The 23,094-nt window shown below is 34.2% G+C and carries 25 protein-coding genes; 10 read left to right on the top strand and 15 right to left on the bottom strand.

Annotated features, from left to right (window positions below; all coding sequences use genetic code 11):
- Positions 1 to 153: 153 nt before the first annotated feature.
- The gene (locus QLS31_RS13765; RefSeq protein ID WP_282744328.1) at positions 154 to 1,554 is read right to left on the bottom strand and encodes a trypsin-like peptidase domain-containing protein; all 1,401 of its coding nucleotides are present in this window, start codon (positions 1,552 to 1,554) and stop codon (positions 154 to 156) included.
- Positions 1,555 to 1,691: 137 nt separating this feature from the next.
- Between QLS31_RS13765 and dapF the strand changes: the two genes are divergently transcribed.
- The 5 genes from dapF to QLS31_RS13740 all read left to right on the top strand — a co-directional run bounded on the left by dapF (position 1,692) and on the right by QLS31_RS13740 (position 5,845).
- Positions 1,692 to 2,495 carry a diaminopimelate epimerase gene (gene dapF, locus QLS31_RS13760; RefSeq protein WP_282744327.1) on the top strand — a complete coding sequence of 268 codons (804 nt, stop codon included), beginning with the start codon at positions 1,692 to 1,694 and terminating at the stop codon, positions 2,493 to 2,495.
- A gap of 18 nt (positions 2,496 to 2,513) precedes the next feature.
- On the top strand, positions 2,514 to 3,047 hold the full coding sequence (locus tag QLS31_RS13755; RefSeq protein ID WP_282710466.1) for a GNAT family protein: 534 nt from the start codon (positions 2,514 to 2,516) through the stop codon (positions 3,045 to 3,047).
- An 89-nt stretch (positions 3,048 to 3,136) separates the two neighbouring features.
- Positions 3,137 to 4,177: an endolytic transglycosylase MltG gene (gene mltG, locus QLS31_RS13750; RefSeq protein ID WP_282744326.1), complete on the top strand. Its 1,041-nt coding sequence runs from the start codon at positions 3,137 to 3,139 to the stop codon at positions 4,175 to 4,177.
- A 44-nt stretch (positions 4,178 to 4,221) separates the two neighbouring features.
- Entirely contained in the window at positions 4,222 to 5,100 is an 879-nt protein-coding gene (locus QLS31_RS13745) for a DUF2279 domain-containing protein (protein ID WP_282744330.1), read from the top strand.
- A 97-nt stretch (positions 5,101 to 5,197) separates the two neighbouring features.
- Positions 5,198 to 5,845, top strand: coding sequence for a peptidoglycan-binding protein LysM (locus QLS31_RS13740; protein WP_282744325.1), 648 nt, complete (start codon positions 5,198 to 5,200; stop codon positions 5,843 to 5,845).
- 71 nt (positions 5,846 to 5,916) lie between these two features.
- Here QLS31_RS13740 and QLS31_RS13735 read toward each other — a convergent pair whose 3' ends face one another.
- The 5 genes from QLS31_RS13735 to udk form a co-directional block, all read right to left on the bottom strand.
- Positions 5,917 to 6,435 carry a hypothetical protein gene (locus QLS31_RS13735; protein ID WP_099714578.1) on the bottom strand — a complete coding sequence of 173 codons (519 nt, stop codon included), beginning with the start codon at positions 6,433 to 6,435 and terminating at the stop codon, positions 5,917 to 5,919.
- A gap of 340 nt (positions 6,436 to 6,775) precedes the next feature.
- Positions 6,776 to 8,914 carry a methylmalonyl-CoA mutase gene (scpA, locus tag QLS31_RS13730; RefSeq protein ID WP_282744324.1) on the bottom strand — a complete coding sequence of 713 codons (2,139 nt, stop codon included), beginning with the start codon at positions 8,912 to 8,914 and terminating at the stop codon, positions 6,776 to 6,778.
- Positions 8,915 to 8,981: 67 nt separating this feature from the next.
- Entirely contained in the window at positions 8,982 to 10,346 is a 1,365-nt protein-coding gene (locus tag QLS31_RS13725) for a methylmalonyl-CoA mutase subunit beta (protein WP_282744323.1), read from the bottom strand.
- A 62-nt stretch (positions 10,347 to 10,408) separates the two neighbouring features.
- Complete coding sequence (locus QLS31_RS13720; protein WP_099714581.1) at positions 10,409 to 10,729, bottom strand: septum formation initiator family protein; 321 nt, start codon at positions 10,727 to 10,729, stop codon at positions 10,409 to 10,411.
- A 140-nt stretch (positions 10,730 to 10,869) separates the two neighbouring features.
- Complete coding sequence (udk, locus tag QLS31_RS13715; protein WP_099714582.1) at positions 10,870 to 11,478, bottom strand: uridine kinase; 609 nt, start codon at positions 11,476 to 11,478, stop codon at positions 10,870 to 10,872.
- Positions 11,479 to 11,629: 151 nt separating this feature from the next.
- On the opposite strand from udk, the gene QLS31_RS13710 reads away from it, so the two are divergent.
- From QLS31_RS13710 to QLS31_RS13695, 4 genes are all read left to right on the top strand, one after another.
- Positions 11,630 to 12,211 (top strand): Crp/Fnr family transcriptional regulator, encoded by a 582-nt coding sequence (locus tag QLS31_RS13710; RefSeq protein ID WP_099714583.1) that lies wholly within the window; start codon positions 11,630 to 11,632, stop codon positions 12,209 to 12,211.
- Between the two features lie 90 nt (positions 12,212 to 12,301).
- Entirely contained in the window at positions 12,302 to 13,054 is a 753-nt protein-coding gene (locus QLS31_RS13705) for a pirin family protein (protein WP_121342678.1), read from the top strand.
- A gap of 48 nt (positions 13,055 to 13,102) precedes the next feature.
- Positions 13,103 to 13,633 carry a YceI family protein gene (locus tag QLS31_RS13700; RefSeq protein WP_282714620.1) on the top strand — a complete coding sequence of 177 codons (531 nt, stop codon included), beginning with the start codon at positions 13,103 to 13,105 and terminating at the stop codon, positions 13,631 to 13,633.
- Positions 13,634 to 13,706: 73 nt separating this feature from the next.
- Positions 13,707 to 13,889: a hypothetical protein gene (locus QLS31_RS13695; protein WP_282744322.1), complete on the top strand. Its 183-nt coding sequence runs from the start codon at positions 13,707 to 13,709 to the stop codon at positions 13,887 to 13,889.
- A 283-nt stretch (positions 13,890 to 14,172) separates the two neighbouring features.
- On the opposite strand, the gene QLS31_RS13690 is transcribed toward QLS31_RS13695, so the two are convergent.
- The 6 genes from QLS31_RS13690 to dnaA form a co-directional block, all read right to left on the bottom strand.
- The gene (locus QLS31_RS13690) at positions 14,173 to 15,054 is read right to left on the bottom strand and encodes an SDR family oxidoreductase (protein ID WP_167547431.1); all 882 of its coding nucleotides are present in this window, start codon (positions 15,052 to 15,054) and stop codon (positions 14,173 to 14,175) included.
- Between the two features lie 76 nt (positions 15,055 to 15,130).
- Complete coding sequence (locus QLS31_RS13685) at positions 15,131 to 16,258, bottom strand: methionine aminotransferase (protein ID WP_282744320.1); 1,128 nt, start codon at positions 16,256 to 16,258, stop codon at positions 15,131 to 15,133.
- Between the two features lie 174 nt (positions 16,259 to 16,432).
- A complete protein-coding gene (locus QLS31_RS13680; protein ID WP_099714588.1) occupies positions 16,433 to 16,966 on the bottom strand; it encodes a hypothetical protein in 534 nt (177 codons plus the stop codon).
- A 508-nt stretch (positions 16,967 to 17,474) separates the two neighbouring features.
- Positions 17,475 to 18,197 (bottom strand): SAM-dependent methyltransferase, encoded by a 723-nt coding sequence (locus QLS31_RS13675; RefSeq protein ID WP_282744319.1) that lies wholly within the window; start codon positions 18,195 to 18,197, stop codon positions 17,475 to 17,477.
- A gap of 67 nt (positions 18,198 to 18,264) precedes the next feature.
- Complete coding sequence (locus QLS31_RS13670; RefSeq protein ID WP_099714590.1) at positions 18,265 to 18,732, bottom strand: low molecular weight protein-tyrosine-phosphatase; 468 nt, start codon at positions 18,730 to 18,732, stop codon at positions 18,265 to 18,267.
- Between the two features lie 7 nt (positions 18,733 to 18,739).
- Positions 18,740 to 20,167, bottom strand: coding sequence for a chromosomal replication initiator protein DnaA (gene dnaA / locus QLS31_RS13665; protein WP_035674283.1), 1,428 nt, complete (start codon positions 20,165 to 20,167; stop codon positions 18,740 to 18,742).
- Between the two features lie 184 nt (positions 20,168 to 20,351).
- On the opposite strand from dnaA, the gene QLS31_RS13660 reads away from it, so the two are divergent.
- Positions 20,352 to 20,756 carry a thioesterase family protein gene (locus QLS31_RS13660; RefSeq protein ID WP_099714591.1) on the top strand — a complete coding sequence of 135 codons (405 nt, stop codon included), beginning with the start codon at positions 20,352 to 20,354 and terminating at the stop codon, positions 20,754 to 20,756.
- A gap of 29 nt (positions 20,757 to 20,785) precedes the next feature.
- Here QLS31_RS13660 and QLS31_RS13655 read toward each other — a convergent pair whose 3' ends face one another.
- From QLS31_RS13655 to ribD, 3 genes are read right to left on the bottom strand one after another with little or no spacing between them, the layout of a single operon-like run.
- Positions 20,786 to 21,415, bottom strand: a complete 630-nt coding sequence (locus tag QLS31_RS13655) for a YigZ family protein (protein WP_282744318.1) — start codon at positions 21,413 to 21,415, stop codon at positions 20,786 to 20,788.
- A gap of 10 nt (positions 21,416 to 21,425) precedes the next feature.
- Positions 21,426 to 22,028 (bottom strand): HAD family phosphatase, encoded by a 603-nt coding sequence (locus tag QLS31_RS13650; RefSeq protein WP_282744317.1) that lies wholly within the window; start codon positions 22,026 to 22,028, stop codon positions 21,426 to 21,428.
- Positions 22,021 to 23,064 (bottom strand): bifunctional diaminohydroxyphosphoribosylaminopyrimidine deaminase/5-amino-6-(5-phosphoribosylamino)uracil reductase RibD, encoded by a 1,044-nt coding sequence (gene ribD, locus QLS31_RS13645; protein ID WP_282744316.1) that lies wholly within the window; start codon positions 23,062 to 23,064, stop codon positions 22,021 to 22,023. The genes QLS31_RS13650 and ribD overlap by 8 nt, the downstream gene beginning before the upstream one ends.
- Positions 23,065 to 23,094: the final 30 nt, after the last annotated feature.

Genomic DNA, 23,094 nt, shown 5'->3' with positions numbered 1-23,094 from the left:
TTACAATAACGATAGAATCAAGTCTAATTTAAACAAAATGAGCCCGATACAATATCGAGCTCATTATTATCAAAATTAATTATAAATTTGTCTAAACTTTTGGGTGCAGTCTATTTTTTCAAGATGGCTTTGTTTTTTCAAAACTCGGATGTGTTATAGAATCACACGCATTATTTCTCCGTTTTTATTAATCATTTCGATTCGTACGGTTTGGTTTTCCTCTTTTTTACTTAAAAGTTTGGATACCGTTTCCACATTGGTAGCTTTTACATTGTCAATACTCAAGATAATATTTCCTATCAACTCGTCTTCGTATTGTTTTAAGTTTTGACTGTTTATGGATTTGATTCGCACACCGTAATCAATTTTGAACTTCTTCTTGTCAGCAGCTTCAATGTTTTCTAATTCGATGCCTTTAAATTCAGCATTAAAAAACTCATTTTTACTTAAAACTACAGGAACCACTCTGGTTTTTCCATCTCTGATATAGGTAACTTGAACTTTGTCATTCGGTCTTTTAGTATTGATGTATCCGGAAAGATCAGCAAAAGTAGCCACATTTTGCTCGTCTAATTTGATGATGACATCACCTTTTCCAAGTCCTGATTTTTCTGCACCGGAATTTTTGGTTACTTTATTAATGTAAAATCCTTGTGTTTGTGTTATGCCTAATTCTTTAGAACTAATGCTGTTCAATTCACCTCCTTCAACTCCAAGAATTCCACGTTGTACATTTCCAAATTCCATAAGATCCTCAATAATTTTTCGGGCAATATTCGAAGGAACCGCAAAAGAATATCCTACGTATGAGCCTGTCATGGAGGAAATCATCGTGTTGATTCCTATCAGTTCACCACGTGTGTTGACTAAGGCTCCACCGCTGTTTCCAGGATTTACCGCAGCATCAGTTTGTATGAAAGACTGGATTCCGCTGGTGTCTAAATCTCTGGCTTTCGCCGAAACAATTCCGGCAGTTACCGTGGACGTTAAATTATACGGATTACCGACAGCCAAAACCCATTCGCCCACTTTCACCGAATCAGAATTGGCAAAAACAGTGTACGGTAATTTCTCATTCGCGTCAATTTTCAATAAGGCAATATCCATTTTAGAATCGGTTCCAATGAGTTTTGCCTGATACGATTTTTTGTTATTTAAGGTAATTTCAATTTCTGATGCTCCTTTAATCACATGATTATTAGTTACGATATAACCGTCCTCAGAAATGATTACGCCAGAACCCGTTCCCACTTGCTCCTGGGATTGTCCTCCTTTATACCCATAGAAATATTCTAAAATGGGATTCGTAATTGTTCTTCGGGAAACGTTTTTTACGTGTACCACCGTATGGATTGTTTTTTCTGCAGCTTCAGTAAAATCAAGTACTTCCGATGATAATCCTACTTTCTTTCCGTAAGAATCGGATGCCATTGTGACTCCTGAATTTTTATCATTAGAAAAATATCCATTGGTGTCAAATAATAATTTGTATGAACCTAGTGTTACTACTCCGCTCAACAGGGAAACCAAAAAAAGTGTTGAAAAATTTTTCATAATTAAATTCGTTTTTTAAGATATTTACTCGTAAAAATAAAACTAAATTAGCTTCGCAAAATACAGTTTAACGCTCTTTAACAATGATTAACATTTCATTAATAATTCGTAATTTTGTATAACTCAATTCAATTAAAATGCAACTAGAATTTTATAAATACCAAGGAACAGGAAATGATTTTGTCATGATTGATAATCGTTCGGAGTTTTTTCCAAAGGAGAATACACAACTCATCGCGCACTTGTGTGACAGACGTTTTGGAATAGGAGGCGATGGTCTTATTTTATTGGAAAATGATACGATTGCTTCGAATCTCGCAACGACCACTGATTTCAAAATGGTCTATTATAACTCTGACGGAAACCAAAGTTCTATGTGTGGTAACGGCGGCAGGTGTTTAGTGGCTTTCGCCAAAAAGCTGAACGTAATCCAAAACAATACTACTTTTATTGCTACAGATGGTTTGCACCACGCGACTATTGAAGATGACGGATTGGTTTCGCTACAAATGATAGATGTTGATGAGGTAAAAGTGAGTTCAGATCATGTGTTTCTAAATACCGGTTCGCCACACCATGTGCAACTGGTAGACGATTTAGAAAATTACAATATAAAGGAAAACGGAGCAGCCATTCGATACGGAGATTTATATGGAAAAGCAGGAAGTAATATCAATTTTGTAAAACAAATTGACGACACCACTTTTTCGTTACGAACGTATGAAAGAGGCGTAGAGGATGAAACACTTTCTTGTGGAACAGGCGCTACAGCAGTTGCAATTGCAATGAATGTTTTAGGAAAAACGGATGCCTCTTCTATTGATTTGAATGTTGAAGGCGGAAAATTAGTCGTTTCTTTTGATAAAAAAGAAGGACATTTTACAGACGTTTTCTTGAAAGGACCGGCAGAATTTGTATTTAAAGGAACGATTGAGATTTAAACAAATTCTAAATCAAAAATGAAAACATTAAAAGGGGACAATATCTATATTCGTGCATTAGAACCCAATGATTTGGAGTTTGTTTATGCCATAGAAAACGACCAGAGCATTTGGGAAGTCAGTAATACGCACACACCGTACAGCCGGTTTTTAGTCAAACAATATTTAGAAAATGCCCATCAGGATATTTATGAAGCCAAGCAATTGAGATTGGCTATTTGTCAAGATCAGGATTTTCCTGCCTTGGGTTTAATCGATTTATTTGATTTTGATCCAAAGAATAACAGGGCAGGAGTAGGTATCGTTATCCAAGACAACGAAAACCGAAGACAAAATATTGGTTCAGAAGCTTTAGGGTTATTAATTGAATATGCTTTTTGTAATCTTAATTTACACCAATTATATGCAAATATAGGAACCGAAAATGAAGCTAGTAAAGCTCTTTTTACTAAATTTGGATTCGAAATAATAGGCGTCAAGAAAGACTGGACCTTTGTGAACGGCGTTTATAAAGACGAAGCTATTTTTCAATTAATCAATACTAAATTTTAAATTTTTTAGTTTTGAATCAGTATCGTTTCAAAATCAAATAAATAGGAAGAATGACACGGTTCTGATTCCAAAAAATAACAATACCACCTATGAATATTAAGAAAATTATCACCATTGCTTCTGTTGTTTTAATATCAATATTAATGATTTATGGATTAATACTGTTGAAACAAATTTTTTCTGCCAATACAAAATTTACCGATAAAGAAGTCTATGTATATGTTCCGACAGATTCTAAATACGAAGATGTTAAGAAAATAATTGCGCCGTATGTTGAGAATATGGACCGTTTTGAAATGGTAGCAAATAAAAGAGGCTATTCTGATAATGTAATTCCTGGTCGTTTTCTATTCACAAAAGGAATGAACAGTTATGAATTGGTAAAAACCTTAAGACTTAATTCGCCCGTGAAATTAGCATTCAATAATCAGGAACGCGTGGAGAATTTAGCGGGACGCGTAGGCTCTCAAATAGAAGCCGACAGTTTGTCATTATTGACTTCGTTTAAAGATTCTATTTTTCTAAAAGAAAATGGGTTTAATGAAGAGAATGTTTTGGTGCTATTTATTCCGAATACGTATGAGATTTATTGGAATACCACTGCTGAAAAGTTCCGCGATAAAATGATCAAAGAATACCGTAATTTTTGGAATAAAGAAAGAGTTGCCAAAGCACAGAAACAAGGATTAACTCCAATTGAAGCTACTATTTTGGCTTCAATTGTACACAAAGAATCTGTTAAAAAAGACGAGAGACCTAGAATTGCAGGCGTGTATTTGAATCGTTTAAGAGCGCAAATGCCATTGCAAGCAGATCCAACCGTTATTTTTGCGATGAAAAAGAAATCGAATGATTTTGACCAAGTCATTAAAAGAGTTTTTTACAATGATTTGACAATGAGTCATCCGTACAATACGTATATGAATGTGGGACTTCCTCCGGGACCTATCGCGATGCCTGATATTACAGCATTAGAAGCTGTTTTAGATCCTGAGAAAAATAATTTCATTTACTTCTGCGCCAGTGTAGAGCGTTTTGGGTACCATGAGTTTGCCGCTACGTTAGAGGAACACAATAAAAACGCCAAAAAATATTCGGATTGGATCAACAGCCAAGGCGTAAAAAGATAGTTTTGGGGCGGAATAAAAAAGTTGTCTTTTTGTTGCTGTTTTGGATGATTTTCCAAACTGGTTTTGCTCAAAATACAGCGGATAGTTTCTTCAAACCATCCGATTCTTTAGATATCAAAAGACAAAATACAGTTATTATTTCCGAAGCAGTTTTGGCTACGGGAACTTTAATAGCTTTGAATCAAGCTTGGTACGCCGAGTATCCCAAGTCTGATTTTCATTTTATAAATGACAATGCTGAGTGGCTCCAAATGGATAAAGCCGGTCATGTATTTTCGTCGTATCATTTGGGACGATTTGGTGCTGAAATGTTACAATGGAGTGGTGCCAATAAAAAAAATCAAATGCTGTATGGAGCGGGTTTAGGCTTTGCATTTTTAACTGCAGTTGAGGTTTTAGATGGGTATTCCTCTGAATGGGGCGCTTCATTAGGCGATGTTGTGGCAAATGCTTCCGGGACAGCTTTATATGTTTCACAAGAATTAATATGGAAGGAACAGCGTATTACGCCTAAGTTTTCTTTTCATACTACAAAATATGCCGGCTACAGACCTGAAGTTTTAGGAAGTTCATTTACAGAACAGATTCTAAAAGATTATAATGGACAAACCTATTGGCTCTCTATCAATTTACATTCTTTCGCTAAAGGATCAAAAATACCAAAATGGCTCAACTTGGCCTTGGGTTATGGGGCTGATGGTATGATAACCGGAAATAAAGAAGATGCACCCCCTATTTTAACTTCTAATCCAAAAAGATTCAGACAATTTTACCTGAGTTTGGATGTAGATTTGACAAAAATTAAGACCAAATCCCATTTTTTGAAGACCGTTTTCTCCGTTCTTAATACCGTTAAGATTCCTGCACCTACAATTGAATTTGTGCACTTAAACGATATAAAATACCACTTAATCTATTTTTAGAAAAGTTTAACTGCTTGATTATCAGTATAATTATTTTTGTTGTATCTTTGCGCATAGAAATTTCTTAACGGGACAGCGTTTTGAAGAAAAACAATTTATGATAAAGAAGTGGTATTTTTACACTAGTCTGACTGTAATTACAGTTTTTTTAAGCTCAGGTTTTAAACCGTTTAACTTAGAAACCAGCCCTTGGTTTCTTATCAATGAAGAAGAAGGAACACACTACTTATTTCCTTCTGAAAAGCAAGAAGATTACATTAATTCGAATATCCCTTTTACTGGAAATTTTTTCGTTGGCTTTAAGGAAGCAATCGGATACAGAGAATCTGAAAGTAAATATAAAAAAATCAATTCTTTAGGATATTTAGGGAAATACCAATTTGGTATTGAGACTTTAAAGTCTGTTGGAGTTCGTAATAGTTCTACTTTTTTAAATAGTCCTGAATTACAGGAAAAAGCATTTATCGCACTTTTGGCTAAAAATAAATGGGAACTGAAAAAGGAGATTGAAAAATACGAAGGAACAATACTCAACGGAATACACGTTACTGAATCTGGAATTTTAGCTGCGGCTCATCTTGGCGGTGCAGGATCAGTAAAAAAGTATTTTAAAAATAAGGGTAAGCGCTATTTTAGAGATGCTTACGGAACTTCCATAAGAACGTATATGAAGCTATTTGGAGGTTATGATACTTCATTTATTGTTGCTGATGGCAATGCAAATGTAAAAAACATACACATTTAATAGTTTAAACAAAATATAAAAGGCTGTCTGAAATTACTTTAGACAGCCTTTTTTTTGATTCTAAATCAAATTTATTTCGCTTTAAGAATTTCCCCATTCGGACGCACCACTAATTTCATGGTTTCCTTATCTTTTTTGATTTTAATATTATATTGTTTTTTGATAATATCTCCTTCTGCCTGTGAATAAAGGAAACTGTCATTTACAATTGACCAACCGGGATATGCTCGGTAAATAGAATAGATAACCTCCCCGGGAAGTTTTACATTTTTGAATTCTTCCACAACGCGTATTAATTTTCCGTTTTCATTGTAAGTTGCGGTCAAAGAGCCATTTTTTACTTCCATTACTACAAGGTATTCTTCAAACCCTTCAGCATCTTTACCTAAATCAAAGGCAATAAATTTTTCTTCTACAGTTCGTACTCTTTGGTCAGGATTGTTGTCAGGAATATAAACAGAAAAATCGGAGCCAACTCTTTTAATAACTACGCCAGGTAATTCTTCGATTTTAATTTTTCCCTTTGGAGTTTCTTGTGAGTATGATGCTATAGTAACGCTTAAAAAAAGTATAATAATAAGTGCTTTCATAATATTTAAGTTTTAAATTAATTAATGATTTTTCGTAATTGTAATAAACTAATATAGTCTAAGGCTTGCTGTTTTACTTCCCCTTCTTTAGTTATTTAATTATCTATATATCAGTAATTTACAATTTTAAATTTTTAACAAAAATGAATATGCTTATGTAAATTTAGCTTTTTAATTCAGTTTTTTGCGTTAATTTATACCATAACTTATGTTAATAAAATCAGTTAAATAATTTCTTTTTTAATAGGAATAGTATGTTCTTCCTTTTTAATAAAAACAAAAAAAGCACCAATCTTTTGATTAGTGCTTTAGATAGAATTGAAAATTATAGTGTTCTTTTTTATTCGAAACTGCCTATTAAGATTTCTAATATTTTAATAGCAGCTTCACTAATTTTTGTTCCTGGCCCAAACACGGCAACAGCACCAGAATCAAATAAAAATTGATAATCTTGCGCAGGAATTACTCCGCCTACAACCACCATAATGTCTTCTCGACCGTATTTTTTTAGCTCTTCAATTACTTGCGGCACAAGAGTTTTGTGTCCGGCCGCTAGAGAAGAAACCCCTAAAATATGCACATCGTTTTCTACGGCTTGTTTGGCAGCTTCGGCTGGTGTTTGAAAAAGTGGACCAATGTCTACATCAAAACCAACATCGGCATAACCGGTAGCCACAACTTTTGCACCACGATCGTGCCCGTCTTGTCCCATTTTGGCAATCATTATTCGAGGGCGACGTCCTTCTTTTTTAGCAAATTCGTCTGCTAATTGTTTTGCTTTTTCAAAACTCTTGTCGTCTTTTATTTCTTTACTATACACACCGCTAAAGGATTTAATTTGTGCTTTGTATCTTCCAAAAACCGCTTCCAAGGCATCACTGATTTCTCCTAATGTTGTTCGGTTTCTAGCGGCTTCAACGGCAATTTCCAATAAATTACCTTCTCCTGTTTGGGCACAAAGGGTTAGTTTTTTTAATGAATTTTGGACTTTTTCTGTATCTCGAGTCGCTTTGATTCGGCCTAATTGTTCCAATTGTTGCTTGCGAACCATTTGGTTATCCACATCCAGAATCTGTAACGGATCTTCCTTTTCTAATCTATATTGATTGACACCGACAATAATATCCTGTCCGCTGTCTATTCTTGCTTGTTTTCTTGCGGCCGCTTCCTCGATTCTAAGTTTCGGGATTCCAGATTCAATGGCTTTCGTCATTCCGCCCAGTTCTTCTACTTCTTCGATTAGTTTCCAAGCATTTTCGGCAATCTCATTCGTCAAACTTTCTACGTAATAACTACCGGCCCAAGGATCAACGGTTTTGGTGATTTTAGTTTCTTCTTGTAAATAGAGTTGCGTGTTTCTGGCAATTCTAGCCGAGAAATCGGTTGGTAAAGCTATGGCTTCATCCAAGGCATTTGTGTGTAAGGATTGTGTTCCTCCAAAAGCGGCTGCGGCTGCTTCAATACAGGTTCGTGCCACATTGTTAAAAGGATCTTGCTCGGTTAAACTCCAACCCGAAGTTTGACAATGGGTTCGCAAGGCTAATGATTTATCGTCTTTTGGTTCAAATTGTTTCACCAGTTTTGCCCATATCATTCTTCCTGCACGCATTTTGGCAATTTCCATAAAATGGTTCATTCCAATCGCCCAGAAAAAGGATAATCTTGGTGCAAACTCATCAATTTTCATTCCGGTCGCTAATCCAGTTCGAATGTATTCCAATCCATCGGCCAAAGTGTAAGCCAATTCAATGTCAGCAGTGGCTCCCGCTTCTTGCATGTGATATCCTGAAATGGAAATCGAGTTGAATTTGGGCATTTTTTTGCTGGTAAATTCAAAAATATCAGCAATGATTTTCATCGAAGGCGTTGGCGGATAAATATACGTGTTACGTACCATAAACTCTTTCAATATGTCATTTTGTATCGTTCCGGAAAGTAACTCGGGTTTTACACCTTGTTCTTCGGCGGCGACAATATAGAAAGCCATAATAGGTAAAACAGCGCCATTCATCGTCATGGAAACAGACATTTCATCCAACGGAATTTGATCGAATAATACTTTCATATCTTCCACGGAATCAATGGCGACTCCTGCTTTTCCTACATCGCCTACCACACGTTCATGATCGGAATCGTAGCCGCGATGAGTAGGTAAATCAAAAGCGATGGAAAGTCCTTTTTGACCCGCTGCAAGGTTTCTTCTGTAAAAAGCATTACTTTCTTCAGCAGTTGAAAATCCTGCATATTGGCGAACGGTCCAAGGTCTGCGGACGTACATTGTTGCATAAGGTCCGCGTAAATTGGGTGCAAAACCAGCTCCAAAATCAAGATGAGTAAGATTTTCAATATCTTGTTCCGAATACGTTGGTTTTAGTTCGATTCCTTCTGCGGTTAGAAAAGCATCAGCCAAAGAATTTTCATTCTCTACTTTCAACGTCGCACTTTCTAATTTTATATGTTGTAAATCTTTTCTTTTCATTTGTTTAGTCCCGAATTACACGAATGCTGATGAATTTTTAATTTTGATTAGTCGAAATTGCTGAATCTTATTCAAGACCCAATCGCTCTTGTTCTATTTTTTCTGCCAGACGTTTTTCGATTATTGGTGTAATCAATGTTTTTCTTGGTTTGACTTTTACAAAAGGGAACAGCTCTAAATCGTGTTTCATTTTATCCTGTTTGTTGGGATGTTTGTTTGTTCCCAATAAAATTTCTTTACCGTTATCAAATAATGCTTGTGCGGTATCAGCACTTTCTTGAATTTTTCTTTTGATGATTCCATCATTAAGTTGTTTCAGGAAACCTCCATTTGCCTCAATATCTTTGAATAAAGCCAATGATTTTTCAGCTAATTGATTGGTAAGATTTTCGATGTAATAACTGCCGTCAGCCGGATTATTAACTTTATCAAAATAACTTTCGTTTTTGAGAATCAACAATTGGTTTCTGGCAATTCGGTCACCAAATTCATTGTCTTTGTGGTATAATGCATCGTATGGTAAATTAGCAATAGCATCCGCTCCTCCAATAATTGCGCTCATACATTCAGTTGTGGTACGCAACATATTCACGTTATAATCGTATAAAGTTTTGTTTCGTTTTGTAGGCGAAACAATGATGTTGCAATCTAAGTTGTGGTTGTATTCTTTGGCAACCAGATTAAAAAGTAATCGTAAAGCACGCAGTTTTGCAATTTCAAAAAAATAATTTGTCCCCACGGCAACTTCAAAAACAATGGGTTTGTTTATAGCTTCAACCCTGTTGAAATATTCATTGGCATGTCCTAAACTATAGGCAATTTGCTGCACCATGTTGGCACCGGCATTTTGATACAATGCCGCATTAATGCTTATTAACGATACAGATGGTGTTGCAGTCGAAAGTAAATTCAGTGTTTCGAAATTATTTTTTTCTTTGGTTGTAAACCAGTTTCCGTCTTTGGCTAATTGCCCAATTGGATCCAGATTACAGAAAATAGCAGTGTTATTTTTCTTTGCAAATGCATCTATTTTTTTTACGAAATCGATTGAAATAAACCCCAGATTAAAATAAACGGTAACTTTTTCTAAAGGTAATTTCTCCAATAGATTGGTGACATCAATCGATTCGTTTTCTATTGTAAATCTTAGGCTGTCCGCACCACGACTCAAGGAATCTAATGCTCTTTCGATAGATTTTTCAATATCATAAACAAATATGTTTTGGCAAATTTTGAAATTTGTCGCTTTTGTAGTTACTGAGAAAGCTTTGGCAAACTCATCTTTGTGATAAAAAGGTTTCACTTGGATGTCTTCGGGAGAATTCCAAACTAAGGTTTCATTATAATCCGCTCCATTGAGTTCAAATTGGATTTTTTGTTTCCATTGCTTTGAGGAAATGGGATTGAAATCATCGAAAAGATTTGTTGTCATTTTGTTTATGGTTTTCCTAATTCCAGCTTTTTCCTATTGGAAATGAGCTGAAACTTGGTGTTTTATTTTTCAATCGTGTCACCTTCGAATTCAATGATATAAATATCTTCACTATCTTTTTTCATATAGTATTTCTCTCGGGCGTATTTTTCTATCTGTTCTGAATTTTTTAATTGCTTGATGTTCTCTTGGTCCTTTTTTATTTCTTCCTTATAATAATTTGCATTGTCTTCTAATTCGTTGATTTGTTTGTCTAAAACACGATGTCCGAAATAGGAATAGTTGTCCAAAAAAATCATCCAAGTAGCAAAAAATAACAACACCCAGACATATTTGTTACTTAAAAATTTAAACCAAGGTTTGTCTTTATACGGATTTGTCATTTTTTATTTTTTTTAGCCCCGATTACAGTGAAAATCCTTTTAGTAGGTGATGATGACGAAGGAAGATGCACCTACTAAAAGATTGAAGCGGAAAGCGGGAAATAGCTCCTAATAATTATTACACTAAAATTACAATTAAATTATAGAATTTTTTGATTTATTACCGCACGAACTACATCAATGGCTACTGTGTTGTATTTGTCGTTTGGTATAATAATGTCTGCAAATGCTTTGGTTGGTTCTATAAACTGCTCGTGCATTGGCTTCAATGTTGTTTGATATCTGTTGATTACTTCATGCATATCTCGGCCACGTTCAGCTATATCGCGTTTCATACGACGGATTAATCGTTCGTCAGAATCAGCATGAACGTATATTTTTACATCAAATAATTCTCTTAATTCTGGGTTTGCCAAAATTAAAATGCCTTCCACAATCATCACTTTTCGAGGATGTGTAAAAACGGTATCATCCGTTCTATTGTGTGTCACAAACGAATAAACGGGCTGATGAATGTTGTTTCCTTCTTTTAATTCTTTAAGGTGAGTGACCAATAATTCGAAATCAATGGCACGCGGATGATCAAAATTAATTAATGCTCTTTCATCAAATGATAGTCCGTGATTTTCTTTATAATACGAGTCTTGCGAAATAATTCCTACTTCGGTTTCTGGTAATTCATTCATGATTTGATGTACAACGGTTGTTTTTCCGCTTCCTGTACCACCTGCAATTCCTATAATGAGCATAATTTTTTTGTTATGTATTTTATCCCGACAAAAATAGGAATTTAATTGGGAGTGGATTTTGTTTTTTGAGGAAATCTTGCTAATTTAATATATTTATTGCTCGTTATTAATTGACATTTTTTTCTATCTTTAGTTTCTAAAACAGACTGCTTTGTATTCACAAATCAATAAAAATATAAGTCGCTATGTCACTTTTGAACCGAAAGAATTAGAAATTTTCAATTCTTTATTGGAATATAAAACGGTTCCTAAGAAAACAATTTTACTTCATGAAGGCGAGATGTGCAATTTTGAAGCTTTTGTTATCAAAGGTTGTGTCCGCAAATATTATATTGATGCCAATGGTTTTGAAGTCATTCTGCAATTTGCTATCGAAAATGCGTGGATAAGCGATATTTCTTTTAGTATTTATGAAGATAAACCGAGTCGTGTGTATATCGAAACATTAGAAGATTGCGAATTTTTTATGTTCAGTCCAGACAGTAAAGAAGAGCTATTCGTCAAAGCACCAAAGTTTGAACGCGCTTTCCGCATCCTGATGCAACGCAATCTTGCGGTAACCCAAGAACGCTTGTTTTACACCATTTCTAAAACAGCCACCGAGAAATATTTGGAATTTCTCGAACATTATCCTACACTTTCACAGCGCGTTGCTCAGCATTATATTGCTTCTTATTTGGGTATTTCGGCGGAGTTTCTTAGTAAAATAAGGACTAAAATCGCCAAACACTAAATTCTCGTTATTTTTCATTTCTTGTCCTAGTTCAATGCATGCGCTTTTTTTTTGACGCAACTTTGTACCACAATATTAAAGAACAGAACAATGGAAAATACAGATAAAATTATAGAAGGAGCAATTACACATTCCGTTTTGCATAAAGCAGATACTCGCGGTCATGCCAATCACGGTTGGTTAGAATCCTATCACACGTTTAGTTTTGCAAATTACCACAATCCAGAACGAATGAATTTTGGCGTGTTGCGCGTTTTGAATGATGACAGAGTCAATCAGGGAATGGGTTTTGGAAAACATCCGCATGACAATATGGAAATTATTTCTATTCCGCTCGAAGGTGATTTAGAACACCAAGACAGTATGGGAAATACTACCGTAATCAAAGAAGGTGATATTCAAGCGATGAGCGCCGGTACGGGGATTTTTCACAGCGAATACAATAAAAACAAAGATCAGTTGGTTAAGTTTTTGCAGATTTGGATTTATCCAAATCAGAAAAATGTAACGCCTCGTTATGACCAAATCACTTTAGATTTAAACGATCGTCACAATAAATTACAACAAATTTTATCGCCAAATCCAGAAGATGAAGGCGTTTGGATTCATCAGGATGCTTGGTTTCATATTGGGAAATTTGACAATGATTTTTCAACTTCGTATGAATTGAAAAAACCAGGAAATGGAATCTATGCTTTTGTTTTGAAAGGGGATTTCACCATAGGGGACATTGCTTTAAATGAACGTGACGGATTAGGAATTTGGGATACCAATAGTATTAAAATTACCGCTAATTCTGCCAATGCCGAAATCCTTTTGATGGAAGTACCGATGAAATTGTAATTAAATAAATGAATAATAGAAATAACTAATAATAAATAAAATAATACTATGTCAACAACAAAATGGGTAATTGACCCAACACACTCAGAAATTGGTTTTAAAGTGAAACACATGATGTTCACTAATGTTTCAGGTAAATTTTCAAAATTCGACGCAACGATTGAAGAAGAAGATAACGATTTTGAAAACGCAAAAATTGAATTTACAGGTGCAATTGATTCGATAACAACAGGAAATGCAGATAGAGATACTCATTTATTGAGCCCAGATTTTTTTGATGCTGCACAGTTTCCAGAAATTAAATTTAGCGCTACTTCTTTTACCAAAATCAATGAGGGCGAATATGAATTGGTTGGAGATTTAACCTTACACGGTGTCACAAAATCAGTGAAATTAGCTGCAGAATATGGCGGATTAATGAAAGATCCATGGGGAAATACCAAAATGGCACTTGCATTAGAAGGAAAAATCAACAGAAAAGATTGGGGATTAAACTGGAATTCGGCTCTTGAAACTGGCGGTGTTTTAGTAAGCGAAGAAGTTCGTTTGAATATCGAATTGCAATTTTTGCAACAATAATTTTAAAATAAATTAAGCACAAATCTCAAAGAATTATTTCTCTTGAGGTTTGTGTTTTTTAAAAATTGGAATGATGGAAACCATAAATATTTTATACATAGGAAGACATCTCGAAATCTTGGCAACTGTAATCCGATTAATAAATGCAAACGAGAATTGGAATGGAGTAGGCGTTATGAACGATGAGGAAGCTAAGGAGGTTTTTATAAGAAAAGATTTTTCACTTGTTAGGTTCCGGAATTCAAGAAGAAAGTGAAACTAATTTGTGTACTTTTTTCAATAAACAGAATCCAAATATAATTATTGTTCAGCATTATGGAGGCGGAAGTGGTTTGCTGAAAAGTGAAATTTTACTTGCCTTGGAAAACAATAAAAATTAAAAACTCTTTTTTTACCATTAAGAAATTAAGAAAAATTAAGCACCACTTCTTAATTTCTTAATGGTTAAATTTATAAAATAGGATGTTTACTAAAATATTTAGTAGTGTCAACTAAAAAAGAGAGCCAAGTGACTCTCTTTTTTGTTTTGTATAAAACTATTATTTGTTCTTCTTTGCTTTAATCATCATTTCTAACTGATCCCAAAGTTCTTCGGGAATAGCTTCCAGAATATTGAATTGACCGGCTCCTTTCAACCATTCGCCACCATCAATAACAACGACTTCACCATTTACATACGCTGAAAAATCAGAAACTAAATAAGCCGCTAAATTGGCTAATTCCTGATGATCTCCCACACGTTTTAATGGCACTTTTTTAGCCATATCAAATTTTTCGGCTAAATCTCCTGGTAATAATCGGTCCCACGCTCCTTTAGTTGGGAACGGTCCCGGAGCAATTGCATTAGAACGAATTCCGTATTTTGCCCATTCTACCGCAAGACTTCGTGTCATGGCTAAAACTCCGGCTTTTGCAGTAGCACTTGGCACCACATAAGCAGAACCTGTCCAAGCGTAAGTCGTAACAATGTTTAAGATGGTAGATGATTTTTGTTTGGTGTCAATCCAATGTTTTCCAAAAGCAAGGGTACAGTTTTTTGTTCCTTTTAAAACAATATCAATAACGGTATCAAATGCATTTGCAGATAATCTTTCGGTTGGAGAAATAAAGTTTCCAGCAGCATTATTCAGTAAAACATCCACTTTACCAAAAGCTTTCAAAACTTCTTGGAGCATATTTTCGACTTCTTCATAATGGCGTACATCACATTGAATAGGAAGGCAAGTTCCGCCTGTTTCCGTTTCCAGTTCTGCTGCAGTATTTTTCAGTTTTTCTAAATCTCTGGAAGTAATGGCTACTTGCGCACCCAATTCTAAGAAATATTTAGTCATTGCTTTTCCTAAACCGCTTCCGCCTCCGGTTACTACAATCACTTTGCCTTTTAGGGCATCGTCGCGTAACATTTTATCTGTATAACTCATATTGTTGATATTTTTTATTGTAAATATAATAAATTAAATAGTATGCATGCATAATAAAAAAACAAAATCGTTTCTTTTAAATGTCGCACAATCTTTTAGCAGCTTCTTCCAGCGTAGCATTGTCTTTGGCAAAACAAAACCGAATTAATTTCAGATCTTTTCCATCGGCATAAAAAGTAGAAATAGGAATTGCAGCTACGCCATGTTCAGTAATGAGGCGTTTACAGAAATCAACATCGCTCTCATTTGATATAGCCGCATAAGAAGCCACCTGAAAATAAGTTCCCTCGCAAGGCATGAGTTCGAAGCGACTATTTTTTAATAATTGTCTAAAGTAATCCCGTTTTTCCTGATATAATTTCCCGATTTCAGCAATAGAAACGATATCTAGATACTCGCTAATGGCAATTTGAGAAATACTATTTACGCTAAAAACTAAAAACTGATGTACTTTTTTGATTTCCTTCATTAGGTATTCCGGCGCTACTAAATAACCAACTTTCCATCCCGTAACATGGAATGATTTTCCGAAAGAGGAAACCATCACACTACGATTTAATAATTTCTCACGTGTATGAGCCGAAATATGTTTTTCTTCGAAAGTGATGTATTCATAGACTTCATCAGAAAGTAGTACGATATCTGGATATTTTTTGAGTAGGATTTCCAACGATTCAAAATCAGATTTCGCCAAGATTTTCCCCGTTGGATTATGCGGATTATTAATGATAATCATTTTAGTTTTTGCAGTACACGCTTTTTCGATAATTTCCCAATTTGGAGTATAATCATCATTCAGTGCTACCCGAACTGGATTTGCGTTGCACAATAAGACGGGTGCTTCATAGCAATCATAACTTGGATCTAAGATAATTACGTCATCATTATTTTTTACCAAAGCCGTTATAGTGGTAAAAATAGCTTGTGTTGCTCCGGCAGTAACCAGCAATTCCGTTTCGGGCTGAATAGTTCTTCCATAGGAGTGTTTAACGAGTGTCGCTATTTTTGATAATAATGGAGGATAACCAGACATTGGAGTGTATTGATGCACATTTTCTTTCGCCAGTTTGGCAACAATATCAGTTAATCTTTCGTCAACAGGAAAGTTTGGAAAACCTTGTGAAAGATTGATGGCGTTGTATTCAGCTGCCATTTTTGACATAACCGTAAAAATACTCGTGCTGATATTTGGTAGTTTACTCATAAAAAAATAACGTTGATTACTTTATAAAAGTAGTAGTTTAATCCTAATTTTAATTTTTTGGGAACTGATAATTATCAAAAATTTAAGTTATTGCGTTTTGTATTTTTTTGCCAAATCGTATACTAAAAAAAAAGCCACCAATTTGGTAGCTTTTTCTTTATGGTTGTTAGTAGTTTAATTTCCTTTGACAATTTCACCATCTGGTTTGACAATTAATTTTCGAACTTCATTGCCTTTTTTTATCTTAAGATTGTACTCTTTTTTAATAATATCACCTTCTTTTTGAGAATATAGATACTTGTCATTTATAATCTGCCAACCCGGATATGTCTTGTAAATGGAATAAATTACACTATTAGGAAGTTTTATATTTTTATAGTTTTCAATTACACTAGTCAATTTGCCATTTTCATTATATGTTGCAGTCAATGTGCCTTTACTGGTTTCCATAATCACCAAATAATTTTCAAATCCTTCATAATCTCTCCCTAAATCATAGGCTATGAATTTTTCTTCAAGTGCTCTTACACTTTTATCTGGGTTTCTATCAGGTAAGTATATGGAAAAATCCTTACCGGCACTTTTAATAACAACTCCCGGTAAATTTTCCATTTTAATATTTCCTTGCCCTGAATTAACTTCTTTATCTTGGGAATAAGATAGTGTGCTTATGCATAAAAAAAATAAAACAATTATATATGATTTCATGATATTTTGTTTTTGAATTAATGGTCTAATACATAATACATTAATGATAAAAATAATTAGTAAGGCTTAATTCATTTCTTCCCCTTTTTGTTGTTTGTAATTTATTTAGATCATTATAATTCATAACATCAGTAGTTTTATTTTTTGAATTTTGAATCAAAAAATGACTGTGGGCATTAGTAAAATTAGCTTTTTTTTATAGGTAGGCAGGTTAATTTTTTTGTAATTAATGTTAATATAAATAGCGGTTTTAAGGGGTTTTTTTAGCAGGAAAATCCATTTGTAATAGCGAGGAAACAAAGCCATATTTGCTCTTTCGATATAAAAAAGGATGTTTTAGTAAGGAATTTTTTAGGTTGTCTAATTGACATGAGAAAACCTTTCAAAATATTTAATTTTGAAATGAAATTGCAGCACTAAAAAAGAAGTGTTTTTATACTATTTGGAAAAGCGATTGGTCTTTAAATGAGATTTAAAAACCAATTTTTAAATTTCAAAATGAGGAAAGTTACATTTTGTGAATGATGAAAATAGTAGGGCGGTTGTGTAAATCTACTTTTACTTTTTTCCAATCAGAAGCTCTCAGGGTTTTGATATATTCTGTTGGTAAAGTAATGTCAGTAGCAATACAAAGGTGAGTCGCGGGATTAATAGCCTGCAAGATATCCTCCAGCATTTTATTATTTCGATACGGAGTTTCTATGAATATTTGAGATTGGTTTCTCTCCTGAGATAATTTTTCCAAATTTTTCAGAGCTGTCTTTTTTTCTCCTTTTTCGATTGGTAAATAACCATTAAACGTAAAACTTTGTCCATTCATTCCGGAAGCCATCATCGCCAAAAGAATAGAAGAAGGTCCAACTAACGGTATAACTTGAATTCCTTTTTCATGTGCTAATTTTACAATAACTGCACCGGGATCAGCAACACCAGGGCAGCCTGCTTCGCTCATTAATCCCATATTTTTCCCTTCTAATAAAGGTTTAATGAAATCTAAATGCTCTTTGGTTTCGGTATGTTTATTTAATACAAAAAGCTTTAGCTCAGATTGTTTCTTTTCAGGATGTACGCCTTTAATAGATTTTCGGGCTGTTTTTTCGTTTTCAACAATATAATAATCAATGAAATCAATACTTCTTTTTACGGTTTGAGGCAACACATCCATTGGATCGCAATCGCCCATTGTAGTAGGGATTAAGTACAGTTTTCCTAATAAAGTAGTTGTTTGCATTGCTGTATTTTTACGTTTCTAAAGTAAATTTCCTGTTGGTTTCTTCTGAAAATTTTAAATCCAAAGATTATTGATGTTTGTCTATTAGCTTTTTTGCAATTACATCGCAAACTTCATCAAGCATATTATACACTATTTCAAATCCATTGGGTAAACCAAAATAAGGATCTGGAACATCTACTTTCTCGTTTGGAAATAATTCATCCAAAATGAGTTGGACTTTCTGTTTATGTTCTTGACTTTCGGCAAGTTCAATAACATCGTCGTAATTAGAATTATCCATTACATAGATGTAATCAAATGAATCGAAATCAGATTTACTGAATTGTCTTCCTTTTTGATCTGAAATGTTTATTTTATTTTTTTTTGCTACAGCAACGGATCGATCATCCGGTTTATGGCCAACATGCCAAGAACCAGTTCCTGCTGAATCAACTTTGAATTTATTTTTTGGGAGCTTTGAGGCCAATATGCCTTCGGCCAAGGGTGATCGGCAAATATTGCCTAAACAAACCATTAAAATTTTCACGGGCATGATGCGTTTACAGCGTTAATTTTTTATTGATATCCTCAACAAATTTCTTGAATTGTTTGTCAGTAGCAACTAAATTATCAACGGTTTTACAGGCGTGTAATACGGTAGCGTGATCTCTGTCCCCAATTTGAGAACCAATATTTGCTAAAGATGCTTTTGTGAATTTTTTCGCAAAAAACATTGCCAATTGTCTGGCCTGAACAACGTGCCTCTTTCTGGTTTTTGATTGTAATGTTTCTAAATCCAATTGGAAATAATCCGAAACAATTTTTTGAATGTAATCGATAGAAATTTCTCGTTTTACATTTTTAACAAATTTTTCTACAACACTTTTAGCAAGTTCAAGTGTAACTTCTTTTTTATTGAATGAAGATTGTGCAATCAAGGAAATTATGGCTCCTTCCAGTTCTCTTACATTGGATTTGATGTTGCGGGCAACATATTCTATTATTTCTTCAGGGATTTCAACACCATCTCTGTACAATATATTTTTTAGGATAGAAATTCTGGTTTCATAATCCGGTTGGTGCAATTCAGCAGACAATCCCCATTTGAAACGAGATAACAATCGTTGTTCAATATCTTGCATGTCAACTGGCGCCTTGTCTGATGTCAAGATTACCTGTTTGCCATTTTGATGTAAATAATTGAAAATATGGAAGAAAACATCCTGCGTTCCAGATTTTCCGGAAAGGAACTGGACATCATCAATAATTAAAACGTCAATTAATTGATAGAAGTGGATGAAATCATTTCGGTTGTTTTTCTTTACCGAGTCAATATATTGTTGTGTGAAAATCTCAGCTGATATGTATAAAACTGTTTTTTCAGGGTATTTGTCTTTTATTTCCACACCAATAGCATGTGCTAAGTGTGTTTTTCCTAGTCCAACTCCTCCAAAAATCAATAGCGGATTAAACGAAGTTCCTCCAGGTTTATTGGCAACAGCCATACCTGCAGAACGCGCTAATCTATTAGAATCTCCTTCCAGAAAATTATCAAAACTGTAATTTGCATTCAGTTGAGACTCAATTTTTAAATTTCGGATTCCCGGGATTACAAAAGGATTTTTTAATTCTGGGTTTAAGTTTTTGAATGGAGCATCAACTTCTTGCGGTTTCATAGGAACTCTGTTGGCACTTGGCAATTGCTCCGTAAACGGTTGTTTGTTGCCATAAGTGTTTTCCATTCTGATTTTATAGAGTAACTTTGCGTTTTTACCCAGTTCTTTGGTAAGCGCCACTTTTAATAATTTCACGTAGTGTTCTTCTAGCCATTCGTAGAAAAATTTACTTGGAACTTGAATATATAATGCATTATCGGTAAGTTCAACTGATTTGATTGGTTCGAACCAAGTTTTGTAAGCTTGATCCTGAATGTTGTCTTTTATAAAAGACAAACAGTTTTCCCATACTGATTGAGCAGTTTTGTTCATATATTCTGTTAAATTATTTTTAATTGGTAATTTTTATCTTACAAAAAAAAAGATGTTTTTTTATTATTTATCGGGGTAACAAATATGTGAACAAATTTCTGTAAAAAAAAATATATTGGACAATAATTTTCCAAATTATTGTTGTAAGGAGCTTTTTAAATTTAAAAATTTTAATACATAATTAATGAAAGATCATCAAATACAAGTTAGGGTACGATACTCCGAAACGGATCAAATGGGCGTTGTTTATCATGGAAATTACATCCCTTATTTTGAGATAGGAAGAGTGGAATGGCTAAGAAACAAAGGGATTTCGTATAAAAGCATGGAGGAAAGTGGAATTGCGCTTCCAATAGTTTCCATGAATATAAATTATAAAAAATCAGCTCGCTATGATGAGTTGCTTACCGTTCACACGATTTTCAAAAGTCAGAGTTCTGTGAAGATAGAATTTGATTGCGCTATTTATAATGAGTCTGATGAGTTATTAACAACTGCCCAATTTATTCTTGTTTTTGTGTCCTTAAAAACAGGTCGTCCTACCGCTCCGCCGGATTATATTTTAGAACTCTTAAAAACAATAGAATAAATTATAAAAATAGCAATTTTGAGTAGAAATTAGAGTCGTTTTATATCGATTTCAAACATTGAATTAAAAATGTCGAATACCATTTCGGCATTTTTTTTTCGAGTTTTTATTTCAATTTTGCCTATCGGAAGTCCTGATTCTTCATTCATTTCCATTTCTTGATTTACAATTTCAAGCTTTTTTTCCTTAATTACCCGCATTACTGTATTCATATTCTTATAATCAAATGTGATTGTAAAATGAATATCTATCGTTTTTTCGACAATTTCACAGGTCTCAAGAACCATTTGTGCGGTTGTTTTATAAGCGGTGATTAATCCTCCAACGCCTAATTTCACGCCACCAAATATTCGGACGACAACAATAAGTACATTGGTTACTGAAAAAGACTGGATTTGTCCATAAATAGGCATTCCTGCGCTGTTGCTGGGTTCGCCATCATCATTTGCTCTATACGTTATAACATCAGCACCTATTTGATAGGCATAACAAAAATGTCCAGCATTAGGGTGTTGTTTTCGTAAGGTTTCGATGAGTGGTTTTACATCTTCCTCTGATTGAATAGGAAAGGCATAACCAAAAAATTTACTGTTTTTTTCTTTGAATAATACTGCTGAAGAGGGAAAATCAATAGTGTTGTAGGTGTCTTTAAATTCCAAAAGTACTTTTCTAAATTATTTTTTTGTCAAATAAATGAACAACATCTTCTTTTCCTACTTGTAAATTCCATACTTGAAATCCTAATGCAAGTGCGGCGTCGGTATTTTCTTTTTTATCATCAATAAATAAAGTGCGTTTTGGGGTTAACTCATGCTTTTTTACCAAATAATTGAAAATTTCAGCGTCGGGTTTTCGCATGCCTAACTCAAAAGAAAAATAAACTCTTTCAAAACATTGATAAAATTCTCTGTAAAAAGTTATTCCGGCTGTGTGCTGAAATTTATCGATATGAATTGCATCTGTATTACTTAGTAAGAACAACCGGTATTTTTGCGAAAGCATTTGCAGAAACTCAAGTCTGTACAATGGGAAATCCAATAAAATGGTATTCCAAGCGCTTCTAATCTCGTCTATTGAAGCATTAGGCATGTGTTTCTGGAAGCCTTCAATGAATTGAAGCTCAGAAATTTTTCCTTTTTCAAATGATAGATTGAGTTCATCTAAATCCTCAGCCCATTCTTTTAAGCCCAATTTAGTAAAGGCAACAATAGGAGCTTCTTTGTCTAAGTTGATAAAAATATCTCCAAAATCAAAAATTATAGTATTAATCATAGTTTCTAGATAGTATTAATTGATCATTACCAATAGATTGTTTTTTGAACTGGTTTTTAGCAAGATTTGGAGCCTTGGTTCCTTGCTTAAATTCGATACTTCCAACAAATATTCTAGCTTCGTCCCAAAGATTGGCATCAATAAATGTCTGTAAAGTTTGCCGTCCGCCTTCAATTATAATGGATTGAATTTGATGTTTATATAGCGATTGTATTACTTGTGTTGCTATGTTTTGTTCAAAATCAATATACTCAAAGATACAGTTTTCTTTCTCAATAGATTGTTTCGATTTAGAAAATAGGATTGTTTTAGCTTGATTGTCAAACACATGATTGTCTTTGGGAATACGATTATTTTGGTCTAAAACTACTCTAATCGGATTGTTTCCGTGCCAATCCCGTGCGTTTAATTTTGGATTGTCATCAATGGCGGTTTGAGTTCCCACCAAAATAGCTTGTTCCTCCGTTCTCCATTTATGTACCAATTGTCTCGAATACTGATTTGTAATCCAGACCGGTTTTTTTTCTGATTTTTCCTTTGGCGCAATAAAACCATCTTGACTTTCGGCCCATTTCAAAATAATATAAGGTCTTTTCTTTTCATGAAATGTAAAAAACCTTTTATTAAGTTCATTGCATTCTTCTTCAAGAATTCCTACGGTTACCTGTATTCCGGCTTCCATTAGTTTTTTGATTCCGTTTCCTGCCACTTTTACATTGGGGTCAACAGTTCCAATAACTACATTTGGAATTTTATTTTTGATTATCAAATCACAACAAGGCGGCGTTTTGCCAAAATGACTGCACGGTTCTAAACTCACATAAATAGTCGCTTTTTTCAATAACGATTTATCTTTTACGGAATTCACAGCGTTTACCTCGGCGTGTGGTTCTCCAGCTTTTTTATGCCAGCCTTCGCCAATGATTTTGTCTTCATAAACAATAACACTGCCTACCAAAGGATTTGGATACGTTGTTCCCAAACCATTTCTGGCTAATTCGATGCAGCGTCGGATGTATTTTTCATGTATTTTCACAACACAAAAGTAGTTATTTTTGAGTTTAGT

The sequence above is a fragment of the Flavobacterium sp. XS2P24 genome (assembly GCF_030010285.1).
GTDB classification, from domain to species: Bacteria; Bacteroidota; Bacteroidia; order Flavobacteriales; family Flavobacteriaceae; genus Flavobacterium; species Flavobacterium algoritolerans.
This window is presented reverse-complemented; position numbering and strand designations above follow the sequence as displayed.